The sequence below is a fragment of the Kitasatospora sp. NPDC059673 genome (assembly GCF_042734215.1).
Taxonomy (GTDB): Bacteria; Actinomycetota; Actinomycetes; order Streptomycetales; family Streptomycetaceae; genus Kitasatospora.
This window is the reverse complement of sequence record NZ_JBHWEN010000002.1, coordinates 170,836-183,969: the sequence shown is the minus strand read 5'-3', so window position 1 is coordinate 183,969 and position 13,134 is coordinate 170,836. Positions and strand designations below refer to the sequence as shown.

Genomic DNA, 13,134 nt, shown 5'->3' with positions numbered 1-13,134 from the left:
GAAGGGAGAGCCGCCGTGGCCGAACAGAGCGAACCGGCGGACTGGGTGCGCTGCGAAGGCTGCGCCGGCCTGGTCTACGGCAGACGCTACGCACGCACCCTGCAGGTGTGCCCCGACTGCGGGCACCACGGACGGCTCACCGCCCCGCAGCGGCTCGCCCAACTCCTCGACCCGGGCACCGCCGAACCCCTCGGACCGGTGCCCGCCCTGCACGACCCGCTCGGCTTCGTCGACAGCCGCCCCTACCAGGACCGCCTCGACGAGGCCCGCGACCGCACCGGCCTCCACGAGGCCGTGCTGGTCGCCGCCGGACAGATCGAGGGCCAACCCTGCGTCGCCGCCGTCATGGACTTCCGCTTCCTCGGCGGCAGCCTCGGCTGCGCCGTCGGCGCCCTCATCACCCAGGCCGCCACCCTCGCGCTGGAGCGCCGCGCCCCACTCGTCCTGGTCACCGCCAGCGGCGGCGCCCGGATGCAGGAAGGCGTGCTGTCGCTGATGCAGATGGCCAAGACCGCGCAGGCCATGGCCGAACTCGACGAAGCCGGCATCCTCACCGTCTCGGTGATCACCGACCCCACCTACGGCGGCGTCGCCGCCTCCTTCGCCACCCTCGCCGACGTCATCCTCGCCGAACCCGGCGCCCGAATGGGCTTCGCCGGACCCCGCGTCATCGAACAGACCACCGGCGAAAAACTCCCCGACGGCTTCCAGACCGCCGAGTTCCTGCTCGCCCACGGCATGGTCGACGACGTCGTGCCCCGGATCGGCCTGCGCCCCGTCCTCGGCCGACTGCTCGGCCTGCGGCCCGCCGAGGCGCCCCGGCCCCCCGGTGACCCCACCGCCATCCTGCGCGCCGCCCACGAACTCACCGACCGCGACCCCTGGCAGAACGTCCGCCTCGCCCGGCACCCCGAACGGCCCAGCACCCTCGACTACATCCGCCGCCTGGTCGACGACTTCCAGGAACTCCACGGCGACCGGCTCACCGAGGACTGCCCCGCCATCGTCGCCGGCACCGGACGCCTGGCCGGCACCCCCGTCGTCCTGATCGGCCACCACAAGGGCGGAACCGACCTGGGCGAACGCCGACGCCGCCGATTCGGCATGGCCCAGCCCTCCGGCTACCGCAAGGCCAACCGGCTGATGCGCCTCGCCGCGAAACTCGGCCTGCCCGTGGTCACCATGATCGACACCCCCGGCGCCAACCCCGGACCCGAGGCCGAGACCGGCGGACAGGCCGCCGCCATCGCCGAGAACCTGCGCCTGATGGCCCGCCTGCCCGTCCCCGTCGTCGCCGTCCTGATCGGCGAGGGCGGCAGCGGCGGCGCCCTCGCGCTCGCCGTCGCCGACCGCGTCCTGGTCAGCGCCAACGGCATCTACTCGGTGATCAGCCCCGAAGGCTGCGCCGCCATCCTGTGGAAGGACCCGCAGGCCGCACCCACCGCCGCCGCCTCGCTGCGCCTGCACCCCGGCGACCTGCTCAGCCTCGGCGTCGTCGACGGCATCGTCCCCGAACCGCCCGAAGGAGCCCACCAGGACCACGCCGCCGCGGCCGACCTGCTGGAAGCCGCCGTCACCGAGGCCCTGCGCGAACTGATCCCCTGGGACCCGGACCGGCTGCGCGCCGCCCGCCGGGCCCGCTTCCACCGCTACGGCGCCGACACCGGCCCCGACGCGGCAGATTGGAGCCGGCCATGACCGTCGAGGTGAAACACCAGCCGTCCCACGGACGGATCGCCCTCACCGGTGACGGATCCGGCGGCCCCGACCGGGTCGCGGACCTCGCCGACCTGTGCCGCAGCGTCGCCGAACTCGCCCGCACCAGCACCCGCCCACCCCGCCGGATCCGGCTCGAACACCTCGGCACCGCCGTCGAGGTCGAATGGGACGAGACCACCGCGCCGGACCGCAGCAGCCCCCACCCGGCACCCGAGACAGGGCCCGAGACGGAGCCCGGAGCCGCCGGCCACCACGTGTGCGCCCCGATGATCGGCACCTTCTACCACGCGCCCGAACCGGGCGCGCCGCCGTTCGTCGCCGTCGGCGACACCGTCACCGTCGGCCAGCCCATCGGCATCCTCGAAGTGATGAAGATGATGAGCCCCGTCGAAGCCGACATCGCCGGCCGGGTGGCGGAGATCCTCGTCGCCGACGGCACCGCCGTGGAGTTCCAGCAGCGCCTGATCGCCGTCGAACCCGCGTAAGGGGCCCGCGCATGTTCACCACCGTGCTGATCGCCAACCGCGGCGAGATCGCCCTGCGGATCGCCCGCACCTGCCGGGAGATGGGCATCCGCACCGTCGCCGTCCACTCCACCGCCGACCGCGACTCGGCGGTGGTCCGCTTCGCCGACCGGGCCGTCCACCTCGGACCCGCCGCCGCCAGAGCCAGCTACCTGCACATCCCGTCCATCGTCGAAGCCGCCCGGCTCACCGGCGCCCAGGCCGTCCACCCCGGCTACGGATTCCTCTCCGAGGACCCCGACTTCGCCGAGATCTGCGAAGCCAACGGCCTCACCTTCATCGGCCCGCCCCCGCACGTGATCGAACAACTCGGCGACAAATCCGCCGCCCGCCGGCTGATGGCCGAAGCCGGACTGCCCGTCCTCCCCGGCTCCACCGGCGCCGTTCGCAGCCCCGCCGAAGCCCGCGAGACCGCCGCCCGCACCGGCTACCCCGTCATCCTCAAAGCCGTCGCCGGCGGCGGCGGACGCGGCATGGCCGTGGTCCGCGACGGCGCCGACCTGCCCACCGCCTTCCAGGAAACCCGCGCCCACGCCCGCGCCGTCTTCGGCGACGAACGGCTCTACCTCGAACGCTACGTGGACGGCGCCCGGCACATCGAGGTCCAGGTGCTCTGCGACCGCCACGGCAACGCCGTCCACCTCGCCGAACGCGACTGCTCCGTGCAACGCCGCCACCAGAAACTCATCGAGGAATCCCCCGCACCCAACCTGTCCGACCCGCTGCGCCACGAGATCTGCGCCGCCGCCGTCCGCGGCGCCCTCGCCGTCGGCTACGTCGGCGCCGCCACCTTCGAATTCGTGCTCGCCCCCGACGGCACCTTCTACCTGATGGAGGTCAACTGCCGCCTCCAGGTCGAACACCCCGTCACCGAGATGGTCACCGGCATCGACCTGGTCCGCGAACAGCTCACCATCGCCGCCGGCGAGCCCCTGACACTCCGCCAGGACGCCGTCCGCCCGCGCGGCGCCGCCGTCGAGGCCCGGGTCAACGCCGAGGACCCCGAACGCGGCTTCCTGCCCACCCCCGGGCTGCTCACCGAATTCGTCCCGCCCGGCGGCCCGTTCGTCCGGGTCGACACCCACGCCTACCCCGGCTGGCCGATCGGCCCCGACTACGACTCCCTGCTCGCCAAGACCATCGCCTGGGCGCCCGACCGCGAACAGGCCGTCGCCCGCCTCGACCGCGCCCTCGCCGAGTTCCGCATCGACGGCCCCGGCGTCCGCACCACCACCGACTACCTGCGCCGCACCCTCGCCGACCCGCGCTTTCGGGCCGGCCGGCACACCACCGCGCTGGTCGCCGAAATGGCCGCGGAAGCGGCGGCCGCTGTCTCGTAGCCGAGGCCACCGAGAAGCCGTCCGGACCGCTGTGGTCCGGACGGCTTCTCGGTGGGCGGGCGGCGTCAGGGCACCGTGCAGGTGAACGCGTGCAGGTACGCGTTCACCGGGGCGACGGCCTTCAGCAGCAGGCCGGACTCCTCGATCAGCGCGGTCAGGCTGCCCAGGGTGTGCTTGGCCCCACCGACATTGAGCAGCAGCAGCAGGTCCATCGCGGTGGTGAACCGCATCGACGGGGAGTCGTCGACCAGGTTCTCCACGATCACCACCCGGGCACCCGGGCGGGCCACCTGACGCAGGTTGCGCAGCGTGCGGCGAGTGGATTCGTCGTCCCACTCCAGGATGTTCTTCACCAGGTACAGATCGGCCTGCACCGGGATCGCCACCCGGCAGTCGCCCGGCACCAGACGCGCGCGGTCGGCCAGCGGGCCACCGGGCAGCAGCCGCGGATCGGCGTGCTCGACCACCTTCGGCAGATCCAGCAGCGTGCCGTGCAGGCCCGGCAGACGCTCCATCAGGGCCGCCAGCACGTGGCCCTGGCCGCCGCCGATGTCGGCGGCCGAGGCGATGCCCGTCAGATCCAGGAAGTCCGCCAGGTCCTGCGCGGACTGGCGGCTGGACTGCGTCATCGCCCGGTTGAACAGCGCCGCCGACTCCGGCGCGTCGTCGTGCAGGTACTGGAAGAACTCCTTGCCGAACGCGTCGGCGAACACGCTGCGCCCGGTGCGCACCGCGTCGTCCAGCCGGGACCAGGACTGCCAGGTCCACGGCTCGGTGCACCACAGCGCGATGTCGCGCAGGCTGCCCGGCTCGTCGGAGCGCAGCAGGCGCGACAGCGGGGTGTGGCAGTAGCGGCCGTCACCGGCGGGGGCGAACACCTCGTAGCTGGCCAGGGCCCGCAACAGGCGCTCCAGCGGGCCGGCTTCGACGCCCAGCCGCACCGCCAACTCCTCGGCGGTGGCGGGCTGATCGTCCAAGGCGTCGGCCAGCTTCAGACTGGCGGCGGCGCGCACCGCACCCGCGCAGGCGGCGCCGAAGACCAGCTCGCGCAACAGCATCGCGGGCGGCACACCGGGAGGCGTCGTGGTGGCGGGGGTGGTGGCGGGGCCGGTCGTCGCGGGGGAGGAGGACGGCGGGACCGGTCGGGTCGGGGCGGAGGTCATGGGCGTGGCGGCCTTTCGTCGGGGCTGGAGGGCTCGGTAAGGCCGGTCAGCAGTGGCCGGCGGGCTGGGAGGTGTGGCAGATGTTGTTCGTGAAGGACTCCCCGTTGCCCTGATCGCGGTCGGCGAGATCGGCGGGCACGTTGTCGTTCAGCGTGTTGTCGGTGACGACGGCACGGGCGTTCGGCGCGCCCACCACGCTCGGGTACAGCACGATGCCGCCCGACATCGGAGAGGCGCCGGAGTGGTCGACGACCAGGTTGTCGGTGACCGCGACGTCCTCGGTGCCGGTCAGCAGGATGCCGGTCCCCTGGACCGAGTCCAGACGCGGATTGGGCTCGCAGTAACGGTTGTTGGCGCGCACCACATTGCCGGCGACGGTCAGCGCACCGGCCCGCGGCACCCCGTCGTCGCCGACCACGAAGATGCCGCCGCAGTTGCCGGACACCAGGTTGGCCGTCGCCGTCAGGTCGCGCACCCGGCGCAGCTGCAGGCCGATCCGGTTGCCGCTCAGCCGGTTCGCCGCCACCTGGGTGCCGCGGGTCTCCAGCGCGCCGCCCTTGCGGTCGAACCAGTTGGCGATGAAGATCCCCGCCTGGCCGTTGTCCCGGGCCTCGTTGTCGAGCACCATGGTGCGGGTCGACATCTCCACGCTGATGCCCTGCAGGCCGTTGTCGTGGGACGTCACCTCGCGGACGGTCAGCCTGTCGGTGACGGCGGCGGCGATCCCGTTCTTCGCGAACCCCGCCACCGCCAGCGACTCCACCACCGCGCCCGACACCGGCCGCACCGGCGCCCCCCGGTCGTCCGCCACACCCGTCACACACAGCCCGTTGCCGGCCGCGGCGCAGGCACTGTGGTCCGCCGGATCGGGCACCAGCACGGTGCGGCCGCCGCCCTGCCCGCGCAGCGTCACCCCGTCCGTGGTGAGGGTGACACTGCCCGGGTAGCTGCCCGCGGCCAGCTCCACCACATCACCCGGGCGGGCCGCGTCGACGGCGGCCTGCACCGAGGCACCGGGCGGCAGGTGAAACACGTTCGGGCTTGCTGCGAGGGCGGCCGGGAAGGCCGGCAGCGGGAGCGGGACGGCGAGATGGCCCGGCACGGCGAAGACCGAGTGCGCCAGGGCGACGGAGGTGGTGGGCGCCGGACTGACGGCCAGCAGGGCGGGCACGGTGGCGGCGGAGACGAGCAGTACGGCGGCGAGGCGGGTGCGCGGGCGCGCCGGATCGAAGAGAGAAGTCATCAGGAGAAGCCGGTTTCCAGAGGGTTGCGGTCGCGGACGGCGTTGGCGCGCGCCCGCCGCCTCGAAGCTAAGGTCGCGTCCCGTCCACGGCCAGCCGGGTTCGGTCGCACGAGTTGCCCACGCCCGCCGACCGGGTGGCCGGAAGGACGGCACCACCCGTACACCCGATCGGGGGGCACTACGGCCGGGTACCGGGCCCCCCTCGACCGGCCGGAACCACTATGGACCCATGACCCTGCACAGAGGACGAATCACCGAACACACCGACCCCGCCCCCGACGACCTGCGCCCCACCGGCGCCGGCCGGACCGAACTGTTCCCCGCCGAACCGCACTCCGCCGACCACTACCGCACCGAGCGGCAACGCAGCGAGGAGTACCGGCTCGACGAGGAACTCGCCGCCCGGCAGAGTGCCACCGCCGGCCCCGAGACCGAAGCGGAGACCCCGAGCTGGCCGGACACCGAGGACCCCGCCTGGGACTACGACGACGTCATCTTTCGGTCGGTCAACTGAGTGCCCCTCGACGCACTGTGCCCGCCGCTCGACCGTGATCGAGCGGCGGGCACAGTACGTCGAGGGGCACTCAGCGGGACTCAGTAGCGCTGGGCCTTCACCACCACCGGGCTCAGCGTGGTGCCCGCGCCCTTGGTGGAGAACGCCACCGGGTTCGCGGTCGCACCCGGCGCGAGGTTCTCCACACCCACCACCGAGGAGTCCACGCTCTGCCCGTTGCTGTCGGTGAAGTCCACCTGGATCGCGTACGAGCGGGTCTCCTGGGTGCTGTTGGTGACCGTCACCTTCGCCGCCGTCAGATCGCCGGTGACCTGGGTCGGAATCCCGGTCAGCGTCACATCGCCCAGCGCGTTGCCCGAGCCCGAGACGGTCGACAACACCTGGGTCGCCTTCGCCCGGCCCGCCGCCAGTTGCGCGTTGGCCGACGCCTCGAACTCCGCCGCCCGCTGCGAGGCCGACGCCTGCGCCGCCGACACCGAGGCCAGCGCCGAGGAGTGCAGCGAGCCGAGCGGGGACGGCGGCTCGCCCGAGAACCGCTCCGTCCCCACCGTGAACGTCGACATCGCCGCCTGCACCGGGTCCTCGCCCGAGCTGCCGCCACAGGACGCCATCACCGCGATCCCGGCCGCGCCCGCGCCCAGCGCGAGCACCAGCCGCGCGCCGCGCAGGGCCCGCCCCCGTCCGGGCTGCTCCGGCCGGACCGGCGGGCCGACCCGGCCCTGGCGCACCAGCGGCTGGCGGGGCGTTGGCCCTTGGCCGGAACTGTTCTGGTCCGCGTCTCGCATCGCGCTGCACCCTTTCGCTCAGAACCGCGCCGGCCACTTCGCGCCGCGGTCGATCCGGCGAGCCGTCGGCCCGCGCCCGGACATGCGGAACCAGCGCTCCGCTCTCCGTCCCCATCGTCGGAGCCCGGCAACCCCCCAGGCCAGCGGCGCTGCGCCATTGGGGGGAGCCCGACGGTCCGTCAGATCGGCGGCTGGGATGGGGAGATACCGGTGGCTGGTGGCTGTTGGCTGGCGGCTGGTGGGCGAATGAGCGCGGTGGGGAGGCCGGCGGCGGTGGGGGAGCAGCGGATCGTACGGCGCGTGCCGAGTTGGAGCGCGTTGGTCGGGGTGGATCTGGAGCCGGCCCGCCTGGCTGAGCGGGCGGCGCGTCCATGACGTCTCACCGGCCATGCGCCGGTGCCCCCTGCGGGAGCAGCCTTGACGGGTGTTGTTGACGCGGCGTGTTGACGCGTCGGCCCGTCTCAGTGGTGGGCCGGCCCGTGGGGGTTCGGCTCGTGGGGGGTCGGCTCGTGGGGGGTCGGCTCGTGGGGGGTCGAGGAGGCTTCGGCCGGAGTGGGGACTTGGGTGCGGGTACGGGTGCGGGGGCGGAGGAGGTGGCGGGCGAGGGCGGCGGCGGCCAGGAGCAGGACGGCCGAGACCCACGCGGCGATGTTGATGCCGTGGACGAACGCGTTGTTGGCGCTGGTCAGCAGCGGGCCCGCGAGGTCGCCCGGCAGCGTCGAGGCCGCCTCCACCGCACCGCCGAGCGACTGGCCGGCCTGGTCGGCCACAGCCGGGTCCGTGTGCGCCGGGACGGTGAGCGACCCCGCGTACAGCGCCGTCACGATCGAGCCGACCAGGGCGATGCCGAGCGCCGCGCCCAGTTCGTACGCCGTCTCCGACACCGCCGAGGCGGCGCCCGCCTTGTCGGCCGGGGCGGCACCCAGCACCAGGTCCGAGGAGAGGGTGTACACCACCCCCTCGGCGGTACCCAGCGCCAGGAAGGACGAGCCGAGCAGCAGATACGTGCTGTCGACCCGGACCATGCCCAGCACCGCTATGCCCAGCCCCATCACCAGCAGGCTGACCGTCAGCACCCGACGCGCACCCGCGCGCCGCGCCAGCCGGGCCGTCAGCAGACCGCCCACCACCGAGCCGACGAAGGCCGGCATTTCGGCGACACCCGCCGAGAGCGGCGAGTACCCGCGCACCAGCTGGAGGTACTGCGACATGAAGAAGATCACACCGGACAGCCCGATCAGGCTGATCAGCGAGGACACCACCGCCGCCGTGAACCGCGGGTCACGGAACAGCCGCACCTCCAGCAGCGGGGTCTCCAGGCGGAGCTGACGCCGTACGAACAGCGCCAGTGCCGTCGCACCGAGCACGAAGGCCGCCGGGGTGGTCCAGGTGGACAGGCCGTGCGCGGCGAACTCCTTGATCCCGTACACCGCGCCGATCACACCCGCCATCGACAGCAACACGCTCAGCATGTCCCAGCGGCCCGGGCGCGGATCGCGGGACTCCGGCAGCAACCAGGCGCCGAACACCAGCAGCAGCACCATCACCGGCAGGTTCAGCAGGAACACCGACCCCCACCAGAAGTGCTCCAGCAGCACCCCGCCCACCAGCGGCCCCAGCGCCGCACCCGCCGTCGCGCCCGCACCCCAGATGCCGATCGCGGTCGCCCGCTCCCGGGCGTCCGGGAACAGCGAGCGGATCAGCGACAGCGTGGACGGCATGATCGTCGCGCCCGCCACGCCGAGCAGCGCCCGGGCCAGGATCAGCCAGCCCGGCCCCGGCGCGTACGCCGCCAGCAGCGAGGCCACGCCGAACGCGGCCGACCCCGCGAGCAGCACCCGCTTGCGGCCCAGCCGGTCGCTGAGCGCGCCCATCGACACCAGCAGGCCGGCCAGCACGAACGAGTAGACGTCACCGATCCACAGCAACTGGGTGCCGGACGGGCGGAGGGTCTCGGTGATCGACGGGATGGCGAGGGAGAGCACCGTCGCGTCCACCGCCACCAGGGTGACGGCGAGCACGAGGACGCCGAGACCGGCCCAGCGGTGGCCGCCCGACCTGCCGGATTGGGCGGGCCGGCCGTGGACGGGCCGGTCGTGGGCGGGCCGGTCGTGGGTGGGCTGGGCCTTTACGGGCTGGGCGGCTATGGGGGAACTCATGGGGTATCAGGTCTCTGTAGAGCGCCGCCGAGGAACAGCTCGGCGAGCGAGAATGCGCTTTCGCGAGGGGCGAGCCGGCCTTCCTGGACGGCCCAGCCGATGCCGGCCACCAGATCGAAGAACGCCTCGCTGAGCCAGCCGGCCGAGAGTTCGATCCGGAACGTTCCTTCCCGCTGCCCGCGCAGGAACAGCGCGCGGACCCGGGCGTCCTGGAGCTCCCAGAGGTCGTTGATCCCGGGATCGTCGTACAGCTGGTTCTCGCCGGCCAGGAAGGCGCACAGCGCGGCATCCGGCACCACCGCATCCACCAGCCGACGCAGCGCCGCCTCGGCGCTTCCCTCCTCCACCCGTGCGGTGTCCAGCGCGGCGGAGAACCGGCGCAGGCCGAGGGCACCCACCTCGCGGATCAGGGCCTCCCGGCCCGGGAAGATCCGGTGCAGGGTGGCGCGGCTGATGCCGGCGGCGCGGGCGATCTCGTCGAGATGGGCCGTCGGGCGGCGGGAGAGGACGCCGACGGCGGCCTCGAGGACGGAGTCGCGGTCGGTTGCCATGAGAGCAGCATAGCGCAGATGAGACATCGGTGTCTCGCTTTGGAGTCGCGGGTCTCGGGTGCGGAGTGCAGGGAGCGCGGGTGGGGGCGCGGGTGGGGGTGCGGGTGGGCTGGGGCGTACGCGAAAGACCCCGCGCGGGGCGCGGGGTCTTCGAGGGGTGTGCTGTGGGGCTGTGCCGCTGGGCGTGGGCCGCTGGGTGTGGGCCGGGCGGGATGCCGGCCCGGCGACGTCAGCTCTGGTTGTAGAAGCCGGATTCGTCGAGCGGGCGGTCGATGACCATCACCTCGACGTCCGCCGGCGTAAGCAGGAACACCCGGCGGGCGATCCGCTCGATGCCGCCGCGGGTGCCGAAGATCAGACCGGAGGCGAAGTCGACCATCCGCTTGGCCTCGGCATCGTCCATCTCGGTGAGGTCCATGACCACCGGTGTGGCGGCGCGGATGTGCTCGCCGACGGTGCGGGCGGCCTCGAACCCGGTGGGCCGGAGCGAGACGATCTTGGACGGCCCGATCTGCCCGCCCGGCAGCGTTTCCTCGCCGTCCCACGATTCCTCGTACATCGCGGCCGGGTAGCTGCCGGAGGGCATCAGCCACCCGTTGTGGTGCTCGTCGCGAAGTGCTCCCATTAACCGCGCCTCCCTGTCTCGTTCCGTACTCGTCCCCCGGGGGATGACGAGTCGTTTTGACACGTCATCCACTTGTTGGAACTGTCCGAGTATCGCACTGATCACCGCAGAAGTGCCCGCACGCGCCCACCCGACGGGTTGTGGCGTGGGCGAATATCCGTGCTTACCCGGATATTCGTAACGACGCCAACGGCCGGTGAACGGTTGCGCCCGACGACACTATCGGTGGCAGCCGGAGGACAGTTGACTGAGTGTCAACGATCGTGTAACAGCGCCACTCAATGGGGTTCACTTCGGCTGCGGATTCTCGGTTCTGTCCCCGTGTGTCGTGTCTGCCGTGTGTGGTCGCATGTGTCGCAAGTGTCGCGGCTTCGGGTGTGTGCCGTGGTTTCGGTGCGGCTGAGTCGGGTCGGCGGATGGCCCGGGCTCGGTGGGTCGGCGGGGCTTGTGCGGTCACTCGCCGGTCGCGCCGTCGATCCGCTCGCGGATCAGGTCGGCGTGACCGTTGTGCCGGGCGTACTCCTCGACCAGGTGGACGAGAATCCAACGGAGCGTCACCACGTTGCCACGCCAGGGACGCTTGGCCACCGTGTCCAACGGAACGCCCTCGACCGCGGTGCGGGCGTAGGCGATGTCCTCCTGCCAGGCGGCGGTGTCGGCCACCGGATCCGCGGTGTCGACCAGGTCGAAGTCGCCGTCCGGGAACTCCTCCGACCAGTAGCGGCTGGTCGGCCCGAGATCCTCACCGTTCAGGTACAGCCGGAACCAGTGGCGTTCCACCTCCGCCATGTGCCGGACCAGCCCCAGCAAGGACATCGACGACGGCGGACAGGACCGTTTGCGGAGCTGGTCCGGTGTCAGTCCCTCGCACTTGAGGGCGAGCGTGGCGCGGTGGAAGTCCAGCCAGGAGGTGAGCATGGTCACCTCGTCGGAGGCGAAGGCCGGGTCGGTGCGGGTGGTGGTAGGGGCGGCGCTGCTGTTGTTCGTCATGCCGTCATGGTGGGGGCGGGGCGGCGATGGGGGCGAGCCGATTTCCGGTGGTGGGCGGGGCGGTTCTGGGTGGTGGCGGGCGGTGCTGGGGCGTGGCGGGCGGTGGTGTGTGGGTGTGGTGGTGGCGGGCGGTGCTGGGTCGGTGTGGTGGTGGCGGGCGGTGCGATGATCGGATCTTCATTGCTGATTGACTCGGGTGGGGTGTCAGGGTGCGCAAGGTGATGACGGGGGTCCAGCTGACGTTGCGTCTGCTGCTGGAGCTGGCCTCACTGGTCGCGTTGGCGGTGGGTGGCTACGGCCTGTGGAGCGGTGGCCCTGTGGTGGTGCGGGTGCTGATCGCGCTGGCCCTGCCGGTGGTTGCGGCCGTGCTGTGGGGGCGCTATGCGGCGCCGCGACGGCCCGTACGTGACTCGGTGGCCGCCTGGTACGGCGTGCAACTGCTGATCTGGGGCGGCTCGGTCGCCCTGCTGGCCGCCACCGGCCACTCGGGTTGGGCGCTGTGGCTCGGTGCGCTGATGGTCGTCAACACGGTGTGGCTGCGGCTGGTCGGCGAATGGTCGCCGGAGATCGAGCGGTAGGCAGGGCGGCCGGCACCGCACTCGTTCTCCGGTGCGGCGCCGAGATATCGACGGGTGAACAGGCGCTGGTGCGAGTCGGGGTGGCTTTGGACCGTGGTGTCGGCGTCGGCGCGCGGTGCCGGGCGGTCAGGTGGCGCGGCGGGGGCGGGCCCGCCAGAGCGAGACGGCGCTGAACACGCACATCGCCGCGATCACCGACGCCGAGATCAGGAACGCCGGGGACCCGGGAGAGCTGGCGCTGGCCCCCGCGATGACGTACGCGGCCGTGGTCGGGACCACGCCGAGCACCGTTGCCGCCAGGTACGGCCAGAATCGGACCCCCGAGAACGCGCACGCGAAGTTGCCGGCCTGGAACGGCGCCCCTGGGAACAGTCGCACCAACAGCACGCTGCGGAAGCCCTGTTCGGACAGCCTGCGGTCGATCTCGGTCAGCACCTTTCCACGTACCAGTGGCCGCAGCGCCTCCCGGCCGAGTGACCGGCCGAGCGCGAACGCCGCGATCGCGCCGATCGCCGACCCGGCGACCGCCAGCGGTACGCCCCACAGCGACCCGAACAGCAACCCCATCCCCGCGTTCAGCGCCGGGCGAGGCAGGAACGCCACCGTGCCGAAGGCGTAGGCCGCCAACGCGATCGGCATTCGCCACGGACCGGTCGCCGCCGCGAGTACCGCCGTCGGATCCCAGAGCAGCAGCGAGGCCGCCGCAGCGGCGAGGACGGCCACGAGCAGGCCGAGGCGCAGCAGCGCGTGGCGGTGCGGGCGCGGGTGCGGTGCTGGCACGTCCGGTGCGTGGGCGTGGGCGCGGGAGTGGACGTCCGGGATGGCGCCGGCACCGGCGCTCGCGGTGGTGCTGGTGGTGCCGGCGTCGGCGTCGGCGGGGAGTGGCGCGGTGGGGCCGGATGTCGGCTGCAGGGCGGGCACCCGGGGAGCTTAACCGGCGCTG

The 13,134-nt window shown here is 72.8% G+C and carries 13 protein-coding genes; 5 read left to right on the top strand and 8 right to left on the bottom strand.

Features of this window, described 5'->3' with window-relative positions; all coding sequences use genetic code 11:
• Positions 1-15 precede the first annotated feature (15 nt).
• The 3 genes from accD to ACFV18_RS03170 are packed head-to-tail and all read left to right on the top strand — an operon-like array spanning position 16 to position 3,583.
• Positions 16-1,698, top strand: coding sequence for an acetyl-CoA carboxylase, carboxyltransferase subunit beta (gene accD, locus ACFV18_RS03180; protein ID WP_380478631.1), 1,683 nt, complete (start codon positions 16-18; stop codon positions 1,696-1,698).
• Positions 1,695-2,204 carry an acetyl-CoA carboxylase biotin carboxyl carrier protein gene (locus tag ACFV18_RS03175; protein WP_380478629.1) on the top strand — a complete coding sequence of 170 codons (510 nt, stop codon included), beginning with the start codon at positions 1,695-1,697 and terminating at the stop codon, positions 2,202-2,204. The genes accD and ACFV18_RS03175 overlap by 4 nt, the downstream gene beginning before the upstream one ends.
• An 11-nt stretch (positions 2,205-2,215) precedes the next feature.
• The gene (locus ACFV18_RS03170; RefSeq protein WP_380478627.1) at positions 2,216-3,583 is read left to right on the top strand and encodes an acetyl/propionyl/methylcrotonyl-CoA carboxylase subunit alpha; all 1,368 of its coding nucleotides are present in this window, start codon (positions 2,216-2,218) and stop codon (positions 3,581-3,583) included.
• Positions 3,584-3,648: 65 nt separating this feature from the next.
• On the opposite strand, the gene ACFV18_RS03165 is transcribed toward ACFV18_RS03170, so the two are convergent.
• A complete protein-coding gene (locus ACFV18_RS03165; protein ID WP_380478625.1) occupies positions 3,649-4,746 on the bottom strand; it encodes a methyltransferase in 1,098 nt (365 codons plus the stop codon).
• 46 nt (positions 4,747-4,792) lie between these two features.
• Positions 4,793-5,989: a nitrous oxide reductase family maturation protein NosD gene (locus ACFV18_RS03160; protein WP_380478623.1), complete on the bottom strand. Its 1,197-nt coding sequence runs from the start codon at positions 5,987-5,989 to the stop codon at positions 4,793-4,795.
• A 229-nt stretch (positions 5,990-6,218) separates the two neighbouring features.
• On the opposite strand from ACFV18_RS03160, the gene ACFV18_RS03155 reads away from it, so the two are divergent.
• Positions 6,219-6,503 carry a hypothetical protein gene (locus tag ACFV18_RS03155; RefSeq protein ID WP_380478621.1) on the top strand — a complete coding sequence of 95 codons (285 nt, stop codon included), beginning with the start codon at positions 6,219-6,221 and terminating at the stop codon, positions 6,501-6,503.
• A gap of 80 nt (positions 6,504-6,583) precedes the next feature.
• Here ACFV18_RS03155 and ACFV18_RS03150 read toward each other — a convergent pair whose 3' ends face one another.
• The 5 genes from ACFV18_RS03150 to ACFV18_RS03130 all read right to left on the bottom strand — a co-directional run bounded on the left by ACFV18_RS03150 (position 6,584) and on the right by ACFV18_RS03130 (position 11,613).
• Positions 6,584-7,288 carry a hypothetical protein gene (locus ACFV18_RS03150; RefSeq protein WP_380478619.1) on the bottom strand — a complete coding sequence of 235 codons (705 nt, stop codon included), beginning with the start codon at positions 7,286-7,288 and terminating at the stop codon, positions 6,584-6,586.
• Between the two features lie 461 nt (positions 7,289-7,749).
• Positions 7,750-9,447 carry an MFS transporter gene (locus tag ACFV18_RS03145; protein WP_380478617.1) on the bottom strand — a complete coding sequence of 566 codons (1,698 nt, stop codon included), beginning with the start codon at positions 9,445-9,447 and terminating at the stop codon, positions 7,750-7,752.
• The gene (locus tag ACFV18_RS03140) at positions 9,444-9,998 is read right to left on the bottom strand and encodes a TetR/AcrR family transcriptional regulator (protein ID WP_380478615.1); all 555 of its coding nucleotides are present in this window, start codon (positions 9,996-9,998) and stop codon (positions 9,444-9,446) included. Before ACFV18_RS03140 ends, ACFV18_RS03145 begins: the two co-directional genes overlap by 4 nt.
• A gap of 229 nt (positions 9,999-10,227) precedes the next feature.
• A complete protein-coding gene (locus tag ACFV18_RS03135) occupies positions 10,228-10,623 on the bottom strand; it encodes a cell division protein SepF (RefSeq protein WP_380478613.1) in 396 nt (131 codons plus the stop codon).
• 453 nt (positions 10,624-11,076) lie between these two features.
• Positions 11,077-11,613 (bottom strand): DinB family protein, encoded by a 537-nt coding sequence (locus ACFV18_RS03130; protein WP_380478611.1) that lies wholly within the window; start codon positions 11,611-11,613, stop codon positions 11,077-11,079.
• A 221-nt stretch (positions 11,614-11,834) separates the two neighbouring features.
• On the opposite strand from ACFV18_RS03130, the gene ACFV18_RS03125 reads away from it, so the two are divergent.
• Positions 11,835-12,191 (top strand): YrdB family protein, encoded by a 357-nt coding sequence (locus ACFV18_RS03125; RefSeq protein WP_380478609.1) that lies wholly within the window; start codon positions 11,835-11,837, stop codon positions 12,189-12,191.
• A gap of 126 nt (positions 12,192-12,317) precedes the next feature.
• On the opposite strand, the gene ACFV18_RS03120 is transcribed toward ACFV18_RS03125, so the two are convergent.
• On the bottom strand, positions 12,318-13,112 hold the full coding sequence (locus ACFV18_RS03120; RefSeq protein ID WP_380478607.1) for a TVP38/TMEM64 family protein: 795 nt from the start codon (positions 13,110-13,112) through the stop codon (positions 12,318-12,320).
• Positions 13,113-13,134 lie beyond the last annotated feature (22 nt).

Coding starts and splice junctions, on each gene's coding strand:
- ACFV18_RS03175 (WP_380478629.1), top strand. CDS start 1,695: ATGACCGTCGAGGTGAAACACCAGCCGTCCCACGGACGGATCGCCCTC.
- ACFV18_RS03170 (WP_380478627.1), top strand. CDS start 2,216: ATGTTCACCACCGTGCTGATCGCCAACCGCGGCGAGATCGCCCTGCGG.
- ACFV18_RS03165 (WP_380478625.1), bottom strand. CDS start 4,746: ATGACCTCCGCCCCGACCCGACCGGTCCCGCCGTCCTCCTCCCCCGCG.
- ACFV18_RS03160 (WP_380478623.1), bottom strand. CDS start 5,989: ATGACTTCTCTCTTCGATCCGGCGCGCCCGCGCACCCGCCTCGCCGCC.
- ACFV18_RS03155 (WP_380478621.1), top strand. CDS start 6,219: ATGACCCTGCACAGAGGACGAATCACCGAACACACCGACCCCGCCCCC.
- ACFV18_RS03150 (WP_380478619.1), bottom strand. CDS start 7,288: ATGCGAGACGCGGACCAGAACAGTTCCGGCCAAGGGCCAACGCCCCGC.
- ACFV18_RS03145 (WP_380478617.1), bottom strand. CDS start 9,447: ATGAGTTCCCCCATAGCCGCCCAGCCCGTAAAGGCCCAGCCCACCCAC.
- ACFV18_RS03140 (WP_380478615.1), bottom strand. CDS start 9,998: ATGGCAACCGACCGCGACTCCGTCCTCGAGGCCGCCGTCGGCGTCCTC.
- ACFV18_RS03135 (WP_380478613.1), bottom strand. CDS start 10,623: ATGGGAGCACTTCGCGACGAGCACCACAACGGGTGGCTGATGCCCTCC.
- ACFV18_RS03130 (WP_380478611.1), bottom strand. CDS start 11,613: ATGACGAACAACAGCAGCGCCGCCCCTACCACCACCCGCACCGACCCG.
- ACFV18_RS03125 (WP_380478609.1), top strand. CDS start 11,835: ATGACGGGGGTCCAGCTGACGTTGCGTCTGCTGCTGGAGCTGGCCTCA.